This is a genomic window from Pseudomonas sp. NMI760_13, from assembly GCF_021283245.1.
In the GTDB taxonomy this organism is placed as follows: Bacteria; Pseudomonadota; Gammaproteobacteria; order Pseudomonadales; family Pseudomonadaceae; genus Aquipseudomonas; species Aquipseudomonas peradeniyensis.
This window is the reverse complement of sequence record NZ_JAJSRC010000012.1, coordinates 1-22,537: the sequence shown is the minus strand read 5'-3', so window position 1 is coordinate 22,537 and position 22,537 is coordinate 1. Positions and strand designations below refer to the sequence as shown.

19 protein-coding genes are annotated in these 22,537 nt (G+C 65.9%); 5 read left to right on the top strand and 14 right to left on the bottom strand.

Annotated features, from left to right (window positions below; genetic code table 11):
• Positions 1-86 precede the first annotated feature (86 nt).
• From LU671_RS14445 to LU671_RS14435, 3 genes are read left to right on the top strand one after another with little or no spacing between them, the layout of a single operon-like run.
• Positions 87-1,325 (top strand): exonuclease SbcCD subunit D C-terminal domain-containing protein, encoded by a 1,239-nt coding sequence (locus LU671_RS14445; protein ID WP_232856008.1) that lies wholly within the window; start codon positions 87-89, stop codon positions 1,323-1,325.
• On the top strand, positions 1,322-4,966 hold the full coding sequence (locus LU671_RS14440; RefSeq protein WP_232856007.1) for an AAA family ATPase: 3,645 nt from the start codon (positions 1,322-1,324) through the stop codon (positions 4,964-4,966). Before LU671_RS14445 ends, LU671_RS14440 begins: the two co-directional genes overlap by 4 nt.
• Positions 4,963-5,556 carry a glutathione S-transferase gene (locus LU671_RS14435; protein ID WP_232856006.1) on the top strand — a complete coding sequence of 198 codons (594 nt, stop codon included), beginning with the start codon at positions 4,963-4,965 and terminating at the stop codon, positions 5,554-5,556. Before LU671_RS14440 ends, LU671_RS14435 begins: the two co-directional genes overlap by 4 nt.
• Positions 5,557-5,713: 157 nt before the next feature.
• Here LU671_RS14435 and LU671_RS14430 read toward each other — a convergent pair whose 3' ends face one another.
• The 11 genes from LU671_RS14430 to LU671_RS14380 form a co-directional block, all read right to left on the bottom strand.
• The gene (locus tag LU671_RS14430) at positions 5,714-5,890 is read right to left on the bottom strand and encodes a hypothetical protein (RefSeq protein WP_167388412.1); all 177 of its coding nucleotides are present in this window, start codon (positions 5,888-5,890) and stop codon (positions 5,714-5,716) included.
• A gap of 270 nt (positions 5,891-6,160) precedes the next feature.
• Positions 6,161-7,291 (bottom strand): lactonase family protein, encoded by a 1,131-nt coding sequence (locus LU671_RS14425; protein WP_232856005.1) that lies wholly within the window; start codon positions 7,289-7,291, stop codon positions 6,161-6,163.
• A complete protein-coding gene (locus LU671_RS14420; RefSeq protein WP_232856004.1) occupies positions 7,257-7,547 on the bottom strand; it encodes a DUF5629 family protein in 291 nt (96 codons plus the stop codon). Before LU671_RS14420 ends, LU671_RS14425 begins: the two co-directional genes overlap by 35 nt.
• A 135-nt stretch (positions 7,548-7,682) precedes the next feature.
• The gene (locus LU671_RS14415; RefSeq protein ID WP_203647508.1) at positions 7,683-10,076 is read right to left on the bottom strand and encodes an efflux RND transporter permease subunit; all 2,394 of its coding nucleotides are present in this window, start codon (positions 10,074-10,076) and stop codon (positions 7,683-7,685) included.
• Positions 10,073-11,089: a WD40/YVTN/BNR-like repeat-containing protein gene (locus tag LU671_RS14410; protein ID WP_232856003.1), complete on the bottom strand. Its 1,017-nt coding sequence runs from the start codon at positions 11,087-11,089 to the stop codon at positions 10,073-10,075. The genes LU671_RS14415 and LU671_RS14410 overlap by 4 nt, the downstream gene beginning before the upstream one ends.
• A 270-nt stretch (positions 11,090-11,359) precedes the next feature.
• On the bottom strand, positions 11,360-14,017 hold the full coding sequence (pepN, locus tag LU671_RS14405) for an aminopeptidase N (protein WP_232856002.1): 2,658 nt from the start codon (positions 14,015-14,017) through the stop codon (positions 11,360-11,362).
• Positions 14,018-14,030: 13 nt separating this feature from the next.
• On the bottom strand, positions 14,031-14,861 hold the full coding sequence (locus tag LU671_RS14400; protein ID WP_028692915.1) for a DUF2797 domain-containing protein: 831 nt from the start codon (positions 14,859-14,861) through the stop codon (positions 14,031-14,033).
• The gene (locus LU671_RS14395; RefSeq protein WP_011532970.1) at positions 14,858-15,118 is read right to left on the bottom strand and encodes a YeaC family protein; all 261 of its coding nucleotides are present in this window, start codon (positions 15,116-15,118) and stop codon (positions 14,858-14,860) included. Before LU671_RS14395 ends, LU671_RS14400 begins: the two co-directional genes overlap by 4 nt.
• Before the next feature lie 13 nt (positions 15,119-15,131).
• The gene (locus LU671_RS14390) at positions 15,132-16,004 is read right to left on the bottom strand and encodes a rhomboid family intramembrane serine protease (RefSeq protein ID WP_232856001.1); all 873 of its coding nucleotides are present in this window, start codon (positions 16,002-16,004) and stop codon (positions 15,132-15,134) included.
• Positions 16,001-16,972, bottom strand: a complete 972-nt coding sequence (locus tag LU671_RS14385) for a metallophosphoesterase (protein WP_203647512.1) — start codon at positions 16,970-16,972, stop codon at positions 16,001-16,003. The genes LU671_RS14390 and LU671_RS14385 overlap by 4 nt, the downstream gene beginning before the upstream one ends.
• Positions 16,972-17,862, bottom strand: a complete 891-nt coding sequence (locus LU671_RS14380) for an NAD(+) kinase (RefSeq protein ID WP_023632574.1) — start codon at positions 17,860-17,862, stop codon at positions 16,972-16,974. Before LU671_RS14380 ends, LU671_RS14385 begins: the two co-directional genes overlap by 1 nt.
• A gap of 44 nt (positions 17,863-17,906) precedes the next feature.
• Between LU671_RS14380 and LU671_RS14375 the strand changes: the two genes are divergently transcribed.
• On the top strand, positions 17,907-18,887 hold the full coding sequence (locus LU671_RS14375) for a DUF1853 family protein (RefSeq protein ID WP_232856000.1): 981 nt from the start codon (positions 17,907-17,909) through the stop codon (positions 18,885-18,887).
• 43 nt (positions 18,888-18,930) lie between these two features.
• Here LU671_RS14375 and LU671_RS14370 read toward each other — a convergent pair whose 3' ends face one another.
• Positions 18,931-20,550 (bottom strand): WG repeat-containing protein, encoded by a 1,620-nt coding sequence (locus tag LU671_RS14370; RefSeq protein ID WP_232855999.1) that lies wholly within the window; start codon positions 20,548-20,550, stop codon positions 18,931-18,933.
• A gap of 175 nt (positions 20,551-20,725) precedes the next feature.
• On the opposite strand from LU671_RS14370, the gene LU671_RS14365 reads away from it, so the two are divergent.
• The gene (locus LU671_RS14365) at positions 20,726-21,271 is read left to right on the top strand and encodes a cytochrome b (protein ID WP_203647515.1); all 546 of its coding nucleotides are present in this window, start codon (positions 20,726-20,728) and stop codon (positions 21,269-21,271) included.
• Here LU671_RS14365 and LU671_RS14360 read toward each other — a convergent pair.
• Positions 21,262-22,155, bottom strand: a complete 894-nt coding sequence (locus LU671_RS14360) for a 1-aminocyclopropane-1-carboxylate deaminase/D-cysteine desulfhydrase (protein ID WP_232855998.1) — start codon at positions 22,153-22,155, stop codon at positions 21,262-21,264. The two genes, LU671_RS14365 and LU671_RS14360, sit on opposite strands and share 10 nt — an antisense overlap.
• Before the next feature lie 9 nt (positions 22,156-22,164).
• Positions 22,165-22,368 carry a hypothetical protein gene (locus LU671_RS14355; RefSeq protein ID WP_232855997.1) on the bottom strand — a complete coding sequence of 68 codons (204 nt, stop codon included), beginning with the start codon at positions 22,366-22,368 and terminating at the stop codon, positions 22,165-22,167.
• Positions 22,369-22,537: the final 169 nt, after the last annotated feature.

Genomic DNA, 22,537 nt, shown 5'->3' with positions numbered 1-22,537 from the left:
GGAACGCCACTCGGTGCCCGCCCCGCGATGAGTTACCATAGCGCCCTTGTCCATAAGCCCCCTGCCGCTCACCCAACGGATCTTCCATGCGTCTGTTTCATACCTCCGACTGGCACCTGGGTCAAAGCCTGCACGGCCAGGAACGCGACTTCGAACACGCCTGCTTCATCGACTGGCTGCTCGGCCAACTGCGCCTGCGCCAGCCCGACGCGCTGCTGATCGCCGGCGACATCTTCGACACGGTCAACCCGCCGGTCAAAGCCCAGGAGCGCCTCTACGACTTCATCGTCCAGGCCCACGAGCAACAGCCCAAGCTGGACATCGTGATGATCGCCGGCAACCACGACTCCGGCTCGCGCATCGAGCTGCCGGCGCCGCTGATGCGCCGCCTGCGCACCCACGCCCTGGGCCGGGTGCACTGGCTCGACGAGGGCCAGCTGGACACCGAGCGGCTGCTGATCCCGTTGACCAACGCCCGCGGCAAGGTCGGCGCCTGGTGCCTGGCCCTGCCCTTCCTGCGTCCGGCCGAAGTCACCGGCCCCGCGCTGGGCGACGACTACCTGCAGGGCATCAACCAGGTCCATGAGCAACTGATCGCCGCGGCGCAGAAGAAGCGCAAGAAAGACCAGGCGCTGGTCGCCATCAGCCACGCGCACATGGCCGGAGGCAGTATCTCGGAGGACTCCGAGCGCAGCCTGATCATCGGCAATGCCGAGGCCCTGCCGGCCAAACTGTTCGACAAGGCCATCAGCTATGTCGCCCTCGGCCACCTGCACAAGCCGCAGAAGGTCAACCGCGAGAACCGCATCCGCTACAGCGGCGCGCCGATCCCGTTGTCGTTCGCCGAGATCAACTACCCGCACCAGGTCCTGGAAGTCGAGCTGGACGGCGCCGAGCTGGTCAGCATCGAGCCGCGTCCGGTACCCCGCGCGGTGGCCCTGCAACGGGTCGGCCCGGCGCCGCTGGGCGAACTGCTCGAACAGCTCGGGCAACTGCCGGTGATCGACCTGCTCGAAGACCCCAACCGCCAGCCCTGGCTGGAAGTACGGGTGCGCCTGGACGAGCCGCAGCCCGACCTGCGCCAGCAGATCGAAGGCGCCCTGCAGGGCAAGGCTGTGCGCCTGGTGCGCATCAGCGCCGAATACGCCGGCAGCGGCCGCGCCGAAGACGACGAGCAAGCCTTCGTCGAGCTGGCCCAGATGACCCCGCAGGACCTGTTCGGCCGCGCCTGGGAGCAGGTCTACGGCAACCCCGCCGACGAGCAGGCCCTGGCCGATTTCGCCGAATTGCTGCAGGACGTCCTGCAAGAGGAGGAGCAGGCATGAAGATCCTCGCCATCCGCCTGAAAAACCTGGCCTCGTTGGCCGGCCCGGTCGATATCGACTTCACCGCCGAGCCCCTGGCCAGCGCTGGCCTGTTCGCCATCACCGGGCCCACCGGCGCCGGCAAGAGCACCCTGCTCGACGCCCTGTGCCTGGCGCTGTTCGGCAGCGTGCCGCGCCTGAACGACATCGCCCGGGAAGCCAAGGTGCCGGACGCCGACGGCGAGATCCCCACCTCGGATCCGCGCAATTTGCTGCGCCGCGGCACCGGCAGCGGCTTCGCCGAAGTCGATTTCGTCGGCATCGACGGCGGCCGCTACCGCGCCCGCTGGGAAGCCAACCGCGCCCGCGAAAAAGCCACCGGCAAGCTGCAGAACAGCCGCCAGAGCCTCTACGACCTGGACAGCGAGCAGCTGCTGGGCAGCGGCAAGAACGAATACAAGCAACTGGTCGAGGCCCGCCTGGGCCTGAACTTCGAGCAGTTCACCCGCGCGGTGATGCTGGCCCAGAGCGAATTCGGCGCCTTCCTCAAGGCCGACGACCGCGAGCGCAGCGAACTGCTGGAAAAACTCACCAACACCGCGATCTACACCCGCCTGGGCCAACGCGCCTTCAGCAAGGCGCGGGAAACCGGCGAGGTTCACAACGACCTGAAGAAGCAGGCTGAACACCTGCTGCCGATGCAAGCCGAAGCCCGCGCCGCCCTCGACCAGGCACTGGAACAGGCCCAGCAGCAGTTCAAGGCCGAACAGGCGCGCCAGCGCCAACTGGAACAGCAGCGCATCTGGTTTGCCGAACAGCAGCGCCTGCAGGCCCAGCACAGCGAAGCCGGCACGGCCCTGCAAAATGCGCAACACGAGTGGCAGCAACTGGCCGAGCAGCGCGTCGACCTGCAACGCCTGGAGCGCCTGGCGCCCCAGCGCCACCAGTTCCACCGCCAGCAGCACCTGGCCGGGCAACTGGCCCCGGTGCTGGCCGATATCGACCAGCAACTGCGCCAGCAAACCGAACTGCAGCAACACACCGACGCGCTGCAGCAGGCTCTGGAAACGGCCCGCCAGCACCTGGTCCAGCACCAGGCCCTGCACGGCGAAAACGCCCCGCGCCTGCGCCAGGCCTTCGCCGCCCAGGGCGACCTGACGCGCCTGGACAAGGAGCTTGCCGAACAACGGGAAGCCTGCACCCAGGCCGAACAGGAAGTCGATGCAGCCCAGCAGCAACTGCAGCTGCTGGAAGACAACCAGCAGCGCAGCCTGGAGCAACTGGCCCAGATCGACAGCGCTCTGGCCGAAAGCGAACCGCTCGGCAGCCTGGCCGACGCCTGGCAGGCCTACCTGCCGCAACTCAAGCAGGTGATGCTGATCGGCGGCCGCCTGGCCAAGGGCCGCGAAGAGCTGCCCGGCCTGCAGGCCCAGGCCAGCCAGGCCAACGCCCAGCTGCAAGCCCAGCGCGAACATTTCGAGTTGCTGTTCCGCGAGGCGGGGGCCGAACCCCAGGCGCTGGCCGAGCAGATCGACCTGCTCGGCGCCATGCTCCAGGACAACCGCAAGCAGCAACGCGCGGTCGAGGAACTGTCGCGCCTGCATGGCCGCGAAATGGAACTGCGCAACGGCCTCAATACACTGCGCGAGCGCCAGCAACAGGCCATGCAGCAGCGCCAGCAACTGATCGGCGAAGGCACGGCGGCCAAGGCAGAACTGGAGGGCGCCGAGCAGGCGCTGACCCTGACCCGCCAGCTGCTCGAGCGCCAGCGCCTGGCGCGTAACACCAGCGTCGAGGAACTGCGCGCCCAGCTGCGCGATGGCGAGCCCTGCCCGGTGTGTGGCAGCGCCGAGCACCCGTTCCATCAGCCCGAAGCGTTGCTGCACAGCCTCGGTCGCCACGACCAGGCTGAGGAAGCGGCGGCGCAGCGGCAGGTCGAACAGCTCAATACCAGGTTGGTGGAGCTGCGCACCGAGTTGGGCGTGGTCAACGCCCAGCTCAAGGACTACCAGCAGCAACAGCAGCAGTTGGGCGAGCAGTTGCAGCCCGTGCTCGAGCAGGTTCAGGCCCATGCCCTGTGGCCAGCGCTGGCGCCGCAGGACGACAGCGCCCGTGGCAAGTGGCTCGACGGTCAGCTGCGCCGCCTCGGCGACGAGATCGACCGCGACGAGAAACGCCAGGGCGCCCTGCTCGCCCTGCAAAGGGATGCCGCCCGTCTCACCCAGCAATTGCAGGCCGCCGGCGAAGCCCAGCAACAGGCCCAGCGCCACCTCGACCAGCAGCACCAGGCCCTGGCCGCCGACGAGCAACAACTCGCGCAGGCCCTCGAAAGCCTCGAAAGCGTGCTGCCCCCGGACATTCTCCAGGCCCTGCGCGACGACCCGGCCAATGCGTTCCTCGGCCTCGACCAGCAGATTGCCCAGCGCCGCCAGCAACTCGACCTGCGCAAGGACGAGCTGGAAGAACAACAGGCTCGCCAGGTCCAGCTGGACAAACAGCGCGATCAGCAACAGGCACGCCTGCACAGCCAGCAGCAGCTGCAACAGAAACTCGCCGTGCTGGAGGAGCAACGCCACAAGGCCCAGGCCACCCTGGGCGAGCTGCTCGGCGACCAGCCCAGCGCCGAAGCCTGGCAGCAGCACATGGACACCCAGTTGGAACAGGCCCGCGCCGCCGAGGCAGACAGCGCCCGGCAACTGCAGGCGCTGCACACCCAGGGCGTGCAACTGGCCGGCGAGCTCAAGGCCAACCAGCAGCGCCAGCAGGCACTGGAGCAGGAGCACCAGCAGCTACAGGGCGAAATCGCCCAGTGGCGCAGCGAACACCCGGAGTTGGACGACGCCGGCCTCGGCCGCCTGCTGGCCATCGACGACAGCCAGGTGGGCGAGCTGCGTCAACGCCTGCAGGCCGCGGAAAAAGCCGTCGAGCAAGGCCGCGTGTTGCTAGGAGAGCGTGAGCAGCGACTGCAGCAACACACTGCCCAGGCCCACGGCGAGTTGCCCGTCGAAGCGTTGGAAACCGCCCTCGCCGAACTGGCCGCACAGCTGGCAGCCCAGGAGCAGCAATGCGCCGAGCTGCGCGCCCAACAGGCCGAGGACCAGCGCCGGCAACAGGCCAGCCAGGCCCTGGCCGAACAGATCGAACAGGCCTACCAGCAATGGCAACGCTGGGCACGTCTGAATGCGTTGATCGGCTCGGCCTCGGGTGATGTGTTCCGCAAGATCGCCCAGGGCTACAACCTCGACCTGCTGCTGCATCACGCCAACAGCCAGTTGCGCCAGCTGGCCCGGCGTTATCGCCTCAAGCGCGGCGGTAGTGCCCTGGGCCTGCTCGTGCTGGACACCGAGATGGGCGACGAACTGCGCTCGGTGCATTCGCTGTCGGGCGGCGAGACCTTCCTGGTGTCGCTGGCCCTGGCCCTGGGCCTGGCATCCATGGCGTCGAGCACTCTGCGTATCGAATCGCTGTTCATCGACGAAGGCTTCGGCAGCCTCGACCCCGAGTCGCTGCAACTGGCCATGGACGCCCTCGACGGCCTGCAGGCCCAGGGGCGCAAGGTGGCAGTGATCTCCCACGTGCAGGAGATGCACGAGCGCATTCCGGTGCAGATCCAGGTGCGCCGCCAGGGCAATGGCCTGAGCGACGTGGAGGTGTGCGGGTGATCCTCTACTCGTTCCGTCGCTGCCCCTGGGCCATGCGCGCGCGCCTGGCCCTGCGCTACGCCGGCTGCGACGTGCAGGTCCACGAGGTGAAGATGAAGGAAAAGCCGGCCGGGCTGCTGGCATTGTCGCCCAAGGGCACGGTGCCGGTGCTCGATACCGGGGATGCGGTGCTGGAGGAAAGCCTGGACATCATGCGCTGGGCGCTCACCCAACATGATCCAGAAGACTGGCGCCTGCAGGCCGACCCCGCTGCCGCGCAACAGGCCGAAACGCTGATCACGCGCAACGACAGCACCTTCAAGGCGCAGGTGAACCTGTACAAGTACGCCGAGCGCTACCCCGAGCACACCCGGGCGTACTACCGCGCCCAGGCCGAACCCTGGCTGGCCGAGCTGGAACGCCTGCTCGAAACCAGGCCCTACCTGCTGGCCGCTCACCCGAGCCTGGCGGACGCCGCCTTGCTGCCCCTGATGCGCCAGTTTGCCGGGGTCGAACCCGAATGGTTCGCCGAGGCGGCTTATCCGCGGTTGCGGAGCTGGTTGCAGGGCTGGCTGGCATCGCCGCTGTTCAAGGCCGTGATGGCCAAGTGAGACAGCGTATCGCTCAAAGCGCCAGGATCGGCGCGGACATCAACAACAGCACTACCGCCGTGATACGCCACATCATGCTCTGCCCCTTTGGCGAGTCAAAAAATCAGCGTCAAATTAAATCACATGGCGTTGTGCCATTACCAATGGCTTTACACACTCAATTGGCGTGCTTGCTCAGGGCGGCATGAAAATGCGCGCTCTGCTGCAGGTACTTCTGGGTGTAGCTGTGGGTGTTGGACGCCTTGGCGCTTTGCTCAAGTTGGGCGTGGGCTGGCAGTACAACGGAGGCGGAGATGGCGGAAGCGGCGATGACCGGGAAGAGATTGAAGTTCATGTGGGCTGACCTCGACTTCGGTGGTTGACGTTAGCCCGTTGGGGCCTTGGGTCAAAACTTACGCCGATGCATCTGCCTGGAAAAATTCATTGCAGCAGTAGCGGATATCACCCCCATCGATAATTGGACACGCGCCCCCTGTAGGAGCGGCCTTGTGCCGCGAAAGGGCTGCACAGCAGCCCCGGCGATTGATGCATTAACGCTGAAATCCTGGGGCCGCTCTGCGGCCCTTTCGCGGCACAAGGCCGCTCCTACAGGGCAAACGCAGGTTCATTCCAAAAACTTGAGATCCGAAGGCGCCTGCTGGGGCAGCTTCTGCACCGTGTCCCCCAGCTTGCCGCTGCGCGGATCGCGGCGCATGACCACGATCTGGTTGCTCTTCTGGTTCGCCACCAGCAGGTAGTTGCCATCCGGATCGAGGGCAAACTCCCGGGGATGGTCGCCCTCCACCGAACGGCGCTGCAGCAGGGTAAGTTGGCCATCGTCCTTGCCCACGGCATACACCACGATCTCGTTGGCAGTGCCACGGTTGCTGACATAGAGGAAGCGCCCATCGGCCGACAGGTGCAGGCCACCAGCGGCCTTCGCCGCAGCGTCCTTGCTCTCGGTCAGCGGCAGGCGCTGGCGCTCGGTCAACGCGCCGTCCTGCACATCGAACACCACCACCTCGGCGCTCATCTCCAGGGTCAGGTAGGCATGCCGGCCCTTGGCGTCGAACAGCAGGTGACGCGGGCCGCTGCCAGGTGGCAACTCGACCACAGGCGGGATCGCCGGACTCAGCGGATGCTCGGGGCTCGCGCCGTCGTAGCGGTAGATGAACACCTTGTCGGCGCCCAGGTCGCTGGCGTACAGGTGGCGGCCATCGGGCGACAACACCAGCGAATGCACATGGGCACCGGCCTGGCGTTCGGGATTGACCTTGCTCGGCGCATGCCGGGCCTGCTGCACCACAGGCTTGAGCTTGCCGTCCCGGGCCACCGGGATCACCACCAGGCTGCCACCGGGGTCGGGGGCAACGGCGTAGTTGGCAACGAACAGGTAGCGCTGGTCGTGGCTGAGGCTGGCGTGGGTCGGCTCGTCGCCCTGGCTGGGCACCTGGTTCAGCAGCTTGATCTCACCCTGCTTGCCCAGCGAGAAACTGCTGACCTGGCCCTTTGGCGTTTCATTGACCGCGAACAACTGGCGCTGGTCGGCGGACAGCACCAGCCACGAGGGGCTGACGCTCTTGACCACCTGCCGGGGCGTAGCGTCGATCTGCCCCGTGCGGACATTGAAGTCGTAGCGGTAGATCCCTTCGCTGCCGTTGTCGGTGTAGCTGCCCACCAGCAACGTGGCGGCCTGGGCGTTGACTGACAAAGCCATGAGGCTAGTGGTCAGCAGGCGTGTCCATTTCCTGTTCATCGTCTTCTTCATCCGGGGCACGAAAGGCACTCATACAGACTAGACGATGCTCGCCTTCGTCACTGGCCAGGCTCCAATCGTCGCCCGCGCCGATGGCGGCGCTGATCTGGTCGGGGGTGAAGGTCCAGCGACGCAGCTGGCGGCCATCCATGCACTCGATGGTGAGGCCGGATGCGTCGAAGGTGAAGTCGAAGGCGTGCAGGCCATCGATCAGGAGCATGTCGCAGGATGCGAGGGCGGTGGCGAGGGTGGACATGGGACGAGAGATTACCGATGGAAAAAAGAGCCGACAGTATACGCTGTGGGAGCGGGTTTACCCGCGAATGCGTCGGTGAGTGCACCATCGTATTCGCGGGTAAACCCGCTCCCACAGACTCTACTGCCGCCTTGGTCAGTGAGCGAAGATCGACCCGCCTTCCTTGCCCGCCAGCTTCTCTGGCTTGATCAGGAACCGCGCCAGCGCCGGCAGCAGCCACAGGGCGCCGAACATGTTCCACAGCAGCATGAAGGTCAGCATCAGGCCCATGTCGGCCTGGAACTTGATGGCCGAGAAGATCCAGGTGCACACACCGATGGCCAGGCACAGGCCGGTGAACAGCACTGCCTTGCCGGTGGAGCGCAGGGTTTCGTAGTAGGCCTCCTGCAATGGCAGGCCGGCGCGCAGGAAACTCTCCAGGCGGCTGTAGATGTAGATGCCGTAGTCCACGCCGATGCCCACGCCCAGCGCCACCACCGGCAGCGTGGCGACCTTCACGCCGATGCCCATGAACGCCATCAGCGCGTTGCCCAGCACCGAGGTCAGCACCAGCGGCAGGACGATGCACAGCGTCGCGGCGAAGGAGCGGAAGGTGATCATGCACATCACCGCCACGCAGATGTAGACCAGGATGAGAATGGTCAGCTCGGCCGACTTGATCACTTCGTTGGTGGCCGCCTCGATGCCGGCGTTACCCGCCGCCAGGAGGAACTGCAGGCCGTCCTTGTTGTGGCTGTCGGCAAAGGCCTTGGCCGCGGCGGTGACCCGCTCCAGGGTCTCGGCCTTGTGGTCGTTGAGGAACACCAGCACCGGCGCCAGCGAGCAGTCGGCGTTGTACAGGCCATCGGCGCGGGCGATGGAGTTGTTGAGGATGTCCGGGTTGCGCGACAGGGTTTCCCATTTCAGGCTGCCCTCGTTCATGCCCTTGATGACCTGTTTCGACACGGTCACCAGGGAAATGGTCGACTGCACCCCCGGGGTGTTGTCCATGGTCCACATCAACTCGTCGATCGGCGCCATGGTCGAGTGGATCGAGCAGCTCTCGGCCGGGGTCTTGACCATGATCACCAGCACATCGGAACTGGTCGAGTAGTTGCTGATGATGAAGCTGTTGTCCTGGTTGTAGCGCGAGTCCGGGCGCAGCTCCGGCGCGCCCTGGTCAAGGTCGCCGATCTTCAGGTTCTGGCTGTACCAGAGGCCGCCGGCGAAGGCCAGCAGTGCCAGCACCACCGACACCGGCGCCACCTTGGCGCTGGCGAAGTTGGACAGCAGGCGCCAGAACGGGTGCTCGCGGGTGGCGTCCTTCTTGCTGCGGGCAATGGCCTTCTGGCTGATGCCGACGTAGCTGATCGCCACCGGCAGCAGGATCAGGTTGGTGAAGACGATCACCGCCACGCCGATCGAGGCGCCGATGGCCAGCTCGCGGATCACCCCGATGTCGATGATCAGCAGGGTGATGAAGCCCACGGCGTCGGCGAGAATGGCGATCATCCCCGGCAGGAACAGCTGGCGGAAGGTGCGCCGCGCCGCGGTCAGGGCGTTGTCGGCGTCGCTCGACTGCAGGGCGATGCCGTTGATCTTCTGCACCCCGTGGGAGATGCCGATGGCGAAGATCAGGAACGGCACCAGCATCGAGTACGGGTCCAGGCCGAAGCCCACCGCATGCATCAGCCCCAGCTGCCAGACCACCGCCACCAGGGTGGTGATGAGCACGGCGATGGTGCTGCGGATGCACCAGGTGAACCAGTACAGCAGCGCCCAGGTGATCACCAGCGCCACGCCGAAGAACATCGCCACCATCACCAGGCCGTCGATCAGGTCGCCGACCTTCTTGGCAAAGCCGACGATGTGGATCTTCACATTGGGGTTCTGTGCCTGGAACTTGTCGCGGATCTTCTCTTCCAGCTGATGCGAGAACTGCTGGTAGTCGAGCTTGACCTGCTTGCCCGGATCCTGCGGATCGGGGTGGCTCTCCAACAGCGGAATGTCGATGATGCTGGACTTGAAGTTGTTGGCCACCAGGCGCCCGACCTGGCCGGACTTGAGCACGTTGTCGCGCAAGGTGTCGAGGCTGTCCTGGGAGCCGTTGTAGGTGTTGGGGATCACCTCGCCGCCGGAGAAGCCTTCCTCGGTGACCTCGCTCCAGCGCACGCTGGGGCTCCACAGCGACTTGAGGCCGGCACGGTCGACGCCGGGGATGTAGAAGACTTCGTCATGGATCTGGCGCAGGGTCTCCATGTAGTCCTTGTCGAAGATGTCACCCTTGGTCGACTCCACCGACACACGCACGGTGTTGCCGAGGTTGGCCAGGTCGTTGCGGTGCTCGAGCATCTGCTCGATGAACGGATGCTGCAGCGGGATCATCTTCTCGAAGCTGGTGGAGGGGCGGATCTGCGTGGCCTGCCAGAACAGGAAGATGCTCACCAACACGCAGATGGCGATGACGATGGGGCGGTTGTTGAAGATCAGGCGTTCCAGCAGGGTGGCCTTGTCCTTGTGCTGCATGTCGAAGCTCTCCCGGCTGGTCATGGACGCGCCTCCTGGGTGCCGTCGGCCGAGGCCAGGTGCACGCCCCCTTGCCCGACCAGCAGCAGGCCGCCACCGCCCAGACCGCTGACGCCCGACAGGGCGATGCGGTCGGCGCGGTTGCGCACGCTGAAGGTCTGCCCGTCGTCATGGCTGCGCAGCACGCTGCCACCGTTGCCGACCAGCACCAGGCTGCCGTCTTCGAGAAGCGTAGCGCTTGCCAGGCCGAATTCGAGCGGGCCACGCTCGGCCTTGAGCTCGATCGGCTGCCAGCTGTCGCCGAAATCAGTTGAGCGGAACAGGTTGCCGCGCAGGCCGTAGGCCAGCAGGGTGTTGGGCTGGGCGGTGCCGATCACGCCGAACAGCGAGCCCTCGTAGGGCCCCTGGACCTTGGTCCAGCTCTGGCCGGCGTCGCTGGAGCGGAACATGCCGCCCTGCTCGCCGACGATGAACAGGCCGGCGTCCTTCACCAGGGTGATGGCGTTGAGGTGCAACTGCTCGGGGTTGTCCAGGCGCTCGGCGACGTCCTGCCAGTGCTGGCCGCCATCGAGGGTTTCCAGCAGGGCACCGTAGGCGCCCACGGCGAAGCCGTGCTGCGGGTCGAGGAAGCGCACATCGAGCAAGGGGGCTTCGCGGGACAGGTCTTCGAACTGCTTGCTCCAGGTCGCGCCGCCGTCGCTGCTGGCGAGGATCTGCGCGTCGTGGCCGACGGCCCAGCCGCGCTTGTCGTCAAGGAAGAACACCGCAGTGAGCAGTTGCCGGGTGGGGACCCGGGCCTGGGTCCAGGTCTGGCCCTGGTCGTCGGAGAACAGAATGTGGCCGCGGTCGCCGACCACCACCAGGCGTTGCCCGGCGTGGGTGGCGCCGATCAACAGGCTCTGGCTGGCCTTGGCCGACTCTACCGAGTATTCCTCGGCGGCCACCGCCGCCAGGACTTGCCCGGCCCCGATACTCAGCGTCAGCGCCAGCATCGCGCTGGCCGCCAGGCTGTAGCGTGCCCTTGCCCGCTCTCTCATGACTGCCCCCTGTTGTGTTCTTGTGGTGGGTCAATCTATTGCCAGGTACTGCGAAAACCCTGTTCCAGAGCCCTGGAATAGCTTCGGGTCATCGTATCGGGGTTGTTCGGCGGAACACAACGAGCGGGACGTTATGTTTTGTTAACCACAAGAACAATTGGGGCCGCTGCGCGGCCCTTTCGCGGCACAAGGCCGCTCCTACAGAGGATCGCGGCCCCCTGTAGGAGCGGCCTTGTGCCGCGAAAGGGCTGCGCAGCAGCCCCAGGGGTCTCAAGCGAGGCTCTTGCTCACCACCTCATACACATCGCTGGACAGCGCCCCGGACGCGAGAATCCGCTCCAGCTCGCCCTTCATCAACGCCTGGCGCTTGTCGTCGTACTTGCGCCAGCGGGTCAGCGGTGCGAGCTGGCGCGAGGCGATCTGCGGATTCAGCGCGTTGAGCTCGATCACCAGGTCCGCCAGGAAGCGGTACCCCGAACCATCGGCGGCGTGGAAATTGACCAGGTTCTGCCCGGCGAAGGCGCCGACCAGCGCCCGCACCTTGTTCGGGTTCTTCAGGGTAAAGGCCGGGTGCTGCATCAACGACTGGACCCGCGCCAGGCCGCCCGGCAGTGCACTGGCCGCCTGTACGCTGAACCACTGATCCATGACCAGCGGGTTGTCCTTGAAGTGCTCGGCGAAGGCCTCCAGCGCCTTGGCCCGCTCGGGCTCGAACGGCGAGTTGACCAGCACCGCCAGGGCGGTGAGGCGCTCGGTCATGTTGTCGCACTGGTCGAACTGCTCCAGGGTCGCCTCCAGTACCTGCGGCTTACCACTGAGCATCAGGTAGGACAGGGCGATGTTCTGCAGGCTGCGACGGGCGAAGTGCTCGGCAGAGGCCACATAGGCGGTGTTGCGCGACACCTCGCGGTTGGCCTGGTAGCGCGACCACAGGGCGTCGAACAACTGCTCGGCGATCTGCTGGCGGGCGAACTCGCGAGCGGCGTGGATCGCATCGACGTCGGCCACCTGGCTGATTTCGGTGAGGTAGGCCTCGCCCGGCAGCGAGAGCATCTCGGCGACCATGGCCGGGTCCAGCGACGCATTGCCAAGCACGGTAGCCAGGGCGGTGATCAGGCGCTGGTCGAGCTTGAGCGCTTCGCCGCGCTGATGCTGGCCGATCAGTTCCTGCAGTACCTGTACCGACAGCTGCTGGCCGGCTTCCCAGCGGTTGAAGCCGTCGCTGTCGTGCTGCATCAGGAACATCAGCTGATCGCGGTCGTACGGGAAGCCCAGCTTGACCGGTGCGCTGAAGCCGCGCAGCAGTGACGGCAACGGCTTGGCCTTGATCCCCTCGAAGGTGAAGGTCTGCTCGGCCTCGGTCACCGACAGCACGCGGCTGCTGCCGACGGCCTGCGCCTCGCCCACCAGGCGCAGCGGCAGGTCGTTGCCCTCGGCGTCCAGCAGGCCCAGGGCCACCGGGATCACGAACGGTAGTTTCTCGACCTTGTCCGGGGTCTGCGGGCAGCTCTGGCGGAAGGTCAGGCTGTAGGTCTGCGCGGCGCCGTCATAGGCCTCGCTGACCTCCAGGCGCGGCGTGCCGGCCTGACTGTACCAGCGCTTGAACTGGGTCAGGTCGACGCCGTTGGCGTCTTCCATGGCCTTGATGAAGTCGTCGGTGGTCACCGCCTGGCCGTCGTGACGCTCGAAGTACAGGTCGCTGCCCTTGCGGAAGCCCTCGGCGCCCAGCAGGGTATGGACCATGCCCACGACCTCGGCGCCCTTCTCGTACACGGTCAGGGTGTAGAAGTTGGAGATCTCGATGAAGCTCGCCGGACGCACCGGGTGGGCCATGGGGCCGGCATCCTCGGCGAACTGGTGGGTGCGCAGGTAGGCGACATCCTCGATGCGCTTGACCGTGCGCGAGTTCATGTCGGCGCTGAACTCGGCATCGCGGTACACCGTGAAGCCTTCCTTGAGCGACAGCTGGAACCAGTCGCGGCAGGTCACGCGGTTGCCCGACCAGTTGTGGAAGTACTCGTGGGCGACCACGCCCTCGACACGCTGGTGGGCGGCGTCGGTGGCGGTCTCGGCGCGGGCCAGCACGCAGCTGGAGTTGAAGATGTTCAGGCCCTTGTTTTCCATGGCGCCCATGTTGAAGTCGTTGACCGCGACGATCATGAAGATGTCCAGGTCGTACTCGCGACCATAGACTTCCTCGTCCCAGCGCATCGACTTCTTCAGGCTGACCATGGCGTGGTCGCACTTGTCGAGGTTTTCCGGCTCGACATAGATGCGCAGGGTCACCTCGCGGCCTGACTGGCGAACGAACGTGTCTTCCTTGCACCAGAGGTCCCCGGCCACCAGCGCGAACAGGTAGGCCGGCTTCTTGAACGGGTCTTCCCAGGTCGCCCAGTGGCGGCCGCCTTCAGCCGGGCCGTCACCGACCGGGTTGCCGTTGGACAGCAGCACCGGATAGCGATGCTGCTCGGCGATCACCGTGGTGGTGAAGGTGCTCATCACGTCCGGGCGGTCGAGGTAGTAGGTGATCTTGCGGAAGCCCTCGGCCTCGCACTGGGTGCAGAACATCTTGCCGGACTTGTACAGGCCTTCCAGTGCGGTGTTGCTTTCCGGGTGGATCTTCACGCTGGTATCCAGGGTGAAACGTTCGGCCTTGGGATGCACGGTGAGGCTGTCGTCATCGAGCTGGTAGTCGTTGGCGCCCAGCGCCTGATCGTCCAGCTGCACGCTCAGCAGCTCCAGGTGCTGGCCATCGAGCACCAGCGGCGGCAGGCCGGCGCCGCGCTCGGGGTTGCGGCGCATGACCAGCTGCGCATGGACCAGGCTGTGGTCCTCGAACAGTTCGAAGGTCAGGTGGGTCTCGTCGATCAGGTATTCGGGGGCCTGATAGTCCTTGAGGTAGATCACTTGCGGTTGTTCGGTACGCATGGTGACGATCCTTTTACTGGAGCACGGCCAGCTGGTAGGCCGTGTACTTGCGAATGTTGATCACGCCGGTGTCGAAGATCAGGTACTGACCCTTGATGCCCAACAGGGTGCCTTCCACGACCGGGTCCTTGTCGAGGTTGAAGCTGACGATCTTTTTCGGGTAGGCCTCGACCGGGTAGCGCATCTGCACCACCTCGGCGTCGGGCAACGGCTGGATGGCCTGCAACCCGAAGCGCTCCTGCAGGCCGCGGATGCCGTCGGCGCAGGCGTCGAAGATCTGTTCGCGGATGGCCGGCAGGTCGAGCACCTCGGCGTCGCCCTTGAGCAACGCGCGCCAGTTGGTGCGGTCCGGCACCTGGCTGCGCAGCACGTCCTCGACCAGCCCGGATTGCTGACGAGTGGCCACGCGCATGATCGGCAGCGCCTGGCTGGCACCCTGGTCGAGCCAGCGGGTGGGCAGCTGGGTGGCGCGGGTGATGCCGACCTTGATGCCCGACGAGTTGGCCAGGTAGACCACGTGGTCGGTCATGCAGAACTGCTCGCCCCACGAAGGCTCCCGGCAGGTGCCTGCGTCGTAGTGGCATTTCTCCGGGGCCATGATGCACACGTCGCACTGGGCCAGCTTGGTCATGCACGGGTAGCAGTAACCCTGGCTGAAGCTGGTCTTGGTGCGCTTGCCGCAGTGGGTGCAGTGGATCGCGCCGAGGTATTCCAGGCGGATCGACTGGCCGATCAGCGGGTTGACCGGCACCTCGGCGTCATCCAGGCGGAAACTGTATTGAACGACCGGTGCGTCCAGACGCACCGCCATCTTGCTCAAAGAGCCACGAGCGAGTTCGATCAATGTACCGAGTCCGACTTGAACAGGATGTTGGCGATCGGCGCCGACTTCGAGGCGCACTCCTGCGGGCCCATGTAGCCGGTGCGCTGCTCCTCGGGGAGGTTTTTCATCTCCCAGGCGATCACCGCCTGCAGCGACAGCTCCTTCTGTTCGGCGGTCAGCTTGCGGCCGTCGGACCATTTGCCGATCTCCACGGCCGTCTTCAGGCTCTCGTAGATCTCGGGGGTGATGTTTTCGATCATTTGCGCGAAAGTGGACATGGTGTCTCCTCAGTCAGGCCGACAGTCTACGCCTGGCGAGTGCTCCGCCCAAGAGGCCGGTCAGGCATCCGATGAGCAACCCGCCGACATGGGCGGCGTTGGCGATCTGGCCGAAGCCCAGTTGGCCGACCACGCCGCTCAGGCAGATCACCAGCCAGATCAGCATCATCACCAGCACGCCTTTGGGCAGGTTGAATTGCGGATTGGGCGCCAGCCACTGGTACAGCCAGACATGCCCTAGCAAGCCATAGAGCACGCCGGACAAGCCACCGAACAGGCTCGGGCCGCTGGTGAAATGCTGGGCCAGGTTGGACACCAGGCTGAACAGCAAGGTCAGACCCAGCAGCATCCACGGGCCCTGGCGCAACTCGATGCGCTTGCCCAGTTCCCAGTACCACAGGCCGTTCATTGCCAGGTGCAGCACGCCGAAGTGCAGCAGCATCGGCGACACCAGGCGCCACCATTGGCCTTCGGCCAGGCCCTGGAGCAACGGGGTGAAGTACAGGTAGTCGCCCTGCACCTTGAACGACAGGAAGGTGAACCAGCCGATGGTCGACAGGTTGTCGCCCAGGCCGGTTACCCCGGCGACCACCAGGCTCAGGATCAGCACCGCAGCGGTGACCTTGCAGGCCATGGCCTGCTCCTTCAGCGAAGGCGCCGCCGGAGCGACCTCCACGGGTTCCGGCAAGGCTTGCAGATCGGCATTGCCATCAGGGAAACGCCGGTAGAGTTCGAGCACATCCCCGGCCATGGCCGGCGGCGCCCACAGCACCTGCTCCTCGCCCTCCTCCACCACCCGGTGCGGTACCTGCAGGCGCCGCAGCAAGGCGACGAAACCGCTGAGGTCGACCGCCAGCGGCAGGCGCAGTACTTCGATCACGTTCATTGGCTGGCCTGCGGACGGTCGACGTCGACCCAGACGAACTTGTGCGGGTCAATGCGGGTTTCGTCATCCAGGCGGTAGGCCGCCAGCTTGCCGTAGAGCACGGCGCTGTAGTCCAGGCACGCCAGGTTGCCCCGGATCGGCGCCGGGCGTCCGCTGCGCCAGTAGTGGCCGACAAACAGCAGCGGCTCGTCCTCGTCGTAGCGCAGCAGGGCGTTCTTCTGGCTGTGGCTTAGGGGCGTGCGGGCCACTTCGTCGGGCAGCGCGTCGGGCTGGAAAACGATGTCGCCGTAGGTCTGCGGGTCTTCCTCCCAGAACTTGGTGCGGAAGAAGGCGCGGGTCAGGCCGTCGCCGCCGGTCAGCGTCAGGCCGTCCGGCAGGCGCATGTCGGTGCCGCGCAGCAGGCGGTTGCACACCGTGGCGGCGAAACTGCCGGACACCGCCGACGCCTGCACGAAGTGCTCGTCGATGCGGCCCGTGGGGTACTGCTGGCGCAGCGGCTCGATCAGCCGCGGGTCCCAGCAGGCGTGCACCAGGCGGAAGCGCCCGGCGTCGACGAACAACGGCAGCTCATAGAACCACTGGATGAAATCGTGCCAGTCGCCAGGATGCTGGGCGAACTGGGTGAGGGTCTCGTCGATCAGCCGGGCATGGCGCGGGGTGTGCTCGCGCACGAAAGCCTTGCCGCTGCCGGGCAGTGCCGGGGTAACCCAACCCAGGGCGTTGTACTCATGGTTGCCCATGATGCAGAAGGCCTGGCCCGCCTCGACCATATCGTGGACGATGTGCAGCGCCTCGCGGATGCGCGGGCCGCGGTCGACGATATCGCCGAGGAACAGCGCCTGGCGCCGCGGGTGGCGCCAGACCCCGCCGACCCGCTTGTAGCCGAGCGCGTCGAGCAGGCGTTCGAGGGTGAGCGCACAACCATGCACGTCACCGATGATGTCGAAACTGCGCGCCGGATCGAGCATCAGTCGTCCCTGCCGCCCAGGCGGCTGCCCCAGCCGAGCTTGGTGCGGCAGACCTCGTAGTAGTTGTGGTCCAGCGGATGGATCAAGCGCAGCTTCTGCGGTTTCTTGCTCACCGTGATGGTGTCGCCGGGGGCGCAGGTGAAGTGGTTCTGGCCGTCACAGGAGACCTGCGGGTAGATCTGCAGGTCCTTGGACACGACGATCTTCAGCTCGCTGTTGCCGTCCACCACGATCGGCCGGCCCGACAGCGTGTGCGGGTACATCGGCACGATGACGATGGCGTCGAGCTTGGGGTGCATGATCGGGCCGCCGGCTGACAACGCATAGGCGGTGGAGCCGGTCGGGGTGGCAACGATCAGGCCATCGGCCTTCTGGCTGCAGACGAACTGGCCGTCGATGTAGATCTCGAACTCGATCATCCGCGTCGACTTGCCCGGGTGCAGCACCACATCATTGAGGGCATCGCCCTGGCCGATGGCCTCGTGGTGGCGGCGTACCTCGGCTTGCAGCAGGAAGCGGTTCTCCACCAGGTAGTGGCCGTCGAGCACCTCGGCGACTTTCTCTTCCAGCTCGTCGGGACGGATGTCGGTGAGAAAGCCCAGGTTGCCGCGGTTGATGCCCAGTACCGGGATGTTGTGCCGGGCCAGGGCGCGGGCGGCGCCAAGCAGGCTGCCGTCGCCGCCGACCACGATGACCAGGTCGCAGACCTCGCCCAGCAGCTTGCGCGTGGAAGTCTGCAGGCCGTGGCCAGGCAGGACTTCGGCGATGGTGTCCTCGAGGATCACGTGCAGGTGGCGCTCGAGGAGGAATTTTTTCAGTCGGCGAATGGTGTCGAGCACCTGGGAGCTGCCAAGGCGTCCGATGATACCGATATTGCGAAATTGCTCCATGGTGCTCCTGCAAGGCTCTGCGGCGGGGTGACAATGCCGGGATTATGGGCGAAAGGACCGGCCAGCGGCAAACCGGCTATGCTCGCAGGATGATGCCCTTCGCCGACCTCGAGTCCCTGCCCCGCCAGCTGCGCCACCCTGCCGTGCGCGACCTGGCCTGGGCGCTGCTGTCGCCCCCGCTGCTGGCGCAGGCCGGCTGCCCCCAGCGCCACCCGCTGCAGGGCAGCGCCTGGGCCGATGATCCGCAGCGCCTGAGCCAATGGCTCGCGTCGCTCGACCAGGAGCCTGCGCCGCTGCTGGCCTGGCTGACACGCCTGAACAGCCGGCGCCTGGGCCTGTACTACGAAAGCCTGTGGCAGTTCGCCCTGCAGCAGGCGCCGGGCATCGAGCTGCTGGCGGCCAACCTGGCGATCCGCGACGGCGGGCACACCCTGGGCGAACTGGACATCCTGCTGCGCGACCGCGAAGGCGATCATCACCTGGAGCTGGCCATCAAGCTCTATCTGGGACCACCGAGCGGTGACGGCGGCAACCCGGACCTCTGGCTCGGCCCCGGTTGCCATGACCGGCTGGGGCGCAAGCTGGCGCACCTGGTACAGCACCAGTTGCCCATGTCGAGCGGATCGCGGAGTCACTCGGTGCTGGCCGGACTGGGCCTGGATCGGGTGCAGGCCCACCTGTGGCTTGGCGGCTACCTGTTCTACCCACGGTCGGGACAGACCCACTCGCCTGACGGCGCCAACCCCCGGCACCTGCGCGGTGGCTGGCTACGTCAATCGCAATGGAGCGAAGCCGATAATGGATGCTGGCAGCCCCTGCCCCGCCACGCATGGCTGGCACCGGCGCGGTTCGAAGCACAAGCCTGCTGGAATGCAGCGCGCTTCACCGCCTGGCGGGAAGGGCTGGAGCCCGATGCCCACGCACACCTGCTGAGCAGGGTGGAGGAACAGCCGGACGGGACATGGGCAGAGGTCGAACGGATGTTCCTGGTGGCCGACAACTGGCCAGACCTCCCCCCACGCTGAAGCAGCCCCCACCGCCGATTCGCCGGCGACGGGAGCTCAAGCGTCAGGACGCCTCGGCCACTGGCTCAGGCGCCGGGCAATGCGCCTGGGCATCCTTCGGCCACAGCACCTGGCCCTTGCCGTCGACCACCTGTTCCGCGCCGCAGGGCAGGCGGTTGGTGTCGAACACCACGCTGCCATCCAGACGATACAGGGCGCGCAGCGTGCGCACGGCGTCGTCGCCATTGCCCTCGACCCGATAGGCGAAGATCGCGCCACGCGCCTCGTCGACTTCCAGGTCTTGCCATTTGGCGGGCACCAGCAGTTTGCCATCGAGGTCATACAGTGCGCGCAAGTTGTCCGACCTGCTACCCTCGGCAGCGAGCAGGTGATGGCCATCGGCCAACAGCTTGAACGACACGAACTGTTCCGGCTTGACCAACACCTTGCCCTGCTCGTCCATCAGGCCCACGGTATCCGTCTCACTCGGGCTACCGAGGAGCATGACCGTCTTCTTCGGCGATTTCAGCTCGGTGAAGGCATAGCGCTTGGGCGCGACCACACCGATCTGCTTGTAGGTGGGCTGGAACACAACCTTCCCCTGGTCCAGGTCGATGGTTCCGTAGGTTGCCAGGAACATGTTCTGCAGCTTGCCGATATGGTTGAAACCAGGGCGGTGGCCACTCATGCCGAGCAGGCCAATACCCGCGTCGCCGATCGAGTCGTACTCGGGCTCGATCAGCCATTTGCCGTCATGCCCGATCATCCCGGCTTTGCCCCGGTCTTCGTCGGTACGCGGCAACTGCACCATGCCGCCAACCTTGCCGAACGTCTCGCAGTTCTGGTACTGCGCCTCGATCACGACCTTGCCTTGATAATCCAGGTAGCCACAAGGTTTGTCGTAACCATCCCGATACGCCACCAGGCCACCGCCTGGCGTGCCCAGCCAGCCCTTGTCGAGCGCAATCACCAGGTTGCCGGTGGCATCAGCCAGGCCCTTGCCTGCGCCGCCTTCGCGGGAGACCACCAGATACCCGTCGGCCGCGCTGACAATGGTGTCGAAGTCCAGCTTGCGCAACACCTTGGTCTTGAGGTTGTATCCCCAGCTTTCGCCTTGGCGCTCGGCGAGCACCCAGTTGCCGCGCTTGGCGAAATCCTCGCGCACGTACATTGAGTCGAATACCGCCTCGCTGACCTTCTCGCCCTGAGGCGTGAGGATGCCGCGCAGTTCGTCGATCTCGTAGACGATAAAGTCGTTGTCGCCACCGACATAGACATTGTCGAAGATGGCCGGCTGGACTTCCTTGCCCTGCTCGTCCATCACCCCGACCTTGCCATTGCGGACGTAGCCGAACAGGCCAGGGGTCAGGGTGTAGAGCTCGTCGGTGAGGTCGGCGCGAATCACCTGCTTGCCGTCACCACTTGCCAGGTGCCAGTAGTCGCCACGCCCGAAGATGAAGGCGTTGGTGAAGGGTTGGGTATAGATCTGGGTGAACTCGCTGCCTGGGGCGACTCGGAATGCGCCGTTCTGGTCCAGTACGGCGCATTCGTCGTTCACGCACAGCGGAATGGTCAGGGCGGCAATCGGTGGCGTCTTGACCGCCGGGTTTTGCTCGCAGCCGGCGAGCAGCAGGGACAGGGCGCCGAACAGCGCTACCCGAGGGGTGGAGATGAGGCGTTTCATTGACACAGGATCCTTGTGCGATGGAGATCGGGTGCAGGCCCAAAGCCATCACCCAAGCCCGCTGTGTCGGCCGCGTTTGATAGATCTGAAGCAAACACATTTCCACGCCAGCGATTAGAGTTAGGGGCAGGCGCCAGCAAGAGCGCCCTTTTTGACCTGATGACGAGGATCCACCATGGTTTCATCCACTCCCGCGACCCATTACGCGCGGCTGTCGATCGTCCTGCACTGGCTGATGCTGGTGCTGTTGGCCGCAGTCTACGCCTGCATCGAGCTGCGCGGCCTGTTCCCCAAGGGCAGCGCCGAACGCGACCTGATGAAAGACCTGCACTTCATGCTCGGGCTGACGGTATTCGTGCTGGTCTGGCTGCGCCTGGCCCTGCGCCTGTCGCGCCCCACCCCGCCGATCGTGCCCAGGCCGCCAGCCTGGCAGACGGGCCTGTCGCACCTGGTGCACCTGCTGCTGTACCTGATGATGATCGGCCTGCCGCTGGCCGGCTGGGCAATCCTCAGCGCCGCCGACAAGCCGATCCCGTTCTATGGCCTGGAGCTGCCGGCCATCGTCGCCCCGGATCCGGACCTGAGCAAGTTCATCAAGGGCTGGCACGAGCGCATCGGTAGCTGGGGCTACTGGCTGATCGGCCTGCACGCGCTGGCCGGGCTCTACCACCACTACGTGCGGCGCGACAACACGCTGCTGCGCATGCTGCCCTACAAGTAGCCGCGTCGTCCCTGCAGGCCTCCGGTGTGCAGGAACACCAGGCGGGTGCCGGGGGCGAAACGCCCGGCCTCGACCTGGTCGCGCAGGGACAGCAGGGCCTTGCCGGTGTAGAGCGCCTCCAGCGGCATGCCGGTTTGCCGTTCGGTGTCGGCGATAAACGCCAGCAGCGCGTCGTCGATACGGGCAAAACCGCCACGGCTGGCGTCGTGCAGCTGGTAGCCCTGCACGCCCGCCAATGTTGCGATGGTTTCCGGCACGCCGTGGTCCAGGGGCACGGCCAGGGCGCCATGGACCACATGCCTGCCCGCCTCCTCCAGCACCAGGCCCGCCAGGGTCGTGCCGGTTCCCGCCGCCAGCCACCAGGCGTCGTAGTCGGTCCAGCCGAGCGTTGCCAGTTGCGCCCGGCATTGCTCGACGATCAACCCGCAGCCCTGGGCACCGGCCAGGCCGCCACCGCCTTCGGGGATACAGTGCCAACCTGGGTACCGGGCCTGCCAGGGCTGCCAGAAACCGGGCTCATGGCGGGCGCGGTAGCCGCCGAAACCGAGCCAGTGCAGTTCCATGCCCAGGGCTCGCAGGTCTAGCACCGTCGGTGTTTCCTGCGGGTGGCCACGCAGCAGGCCGGCGGTGGCGAAGCCGAAGCGCTTGCCGGCGGCCGCCAGGGCGTGGAGATGGTTGGAATGGTTGCCGCCCAGGCTGATCAGGCCCGGGGCATCGGCCGTGCGGGCCTGGATCAGGTGATGACGCAGCTTGAACCATTTGTTGCCGCTGATCAGCGGGTCGATCAGGTCCAGACGCAGGACCGCGGCTTCGATTCCCGCGTGGCGCAACCAAGGCAGGTCCAGGCGTTGCAGAGGGGCTTGGGGAAGAGAAAAATCAGACATGAAGGCAGTTTATCTGATCACGCAGATGCAGACGTGCTGCTCGTTGCCGTTGCCGTTGCCGTTGCCGTTGCCGTTGCCGTTGCCGTTGCCGTTGCCGATCAGGAGTCTATCCTCATACCTCGCTAGCGACAGCTGCGTCAGTCCAGGCGCCGCCCGTACTTTCGCGACTTCAGGAGGCCGAACGCAGGCCTTGCGGAGGGAGGTGACGGGCATGGATGCCCGTCAAGCGCTGGGGCCCAGGATGGGCCCTGCAGCGCGGTCCTCCCGGGAGCAAGGCCGGAGTGAGGGAACCCGGAGCGTAGCGGAGGGCCGGATGAATGGAGCGCAGCGTTTTTTGGTTACTTTTTGTCGCGTTTGACAAAAAGTGACTCGCCGTAAGGGC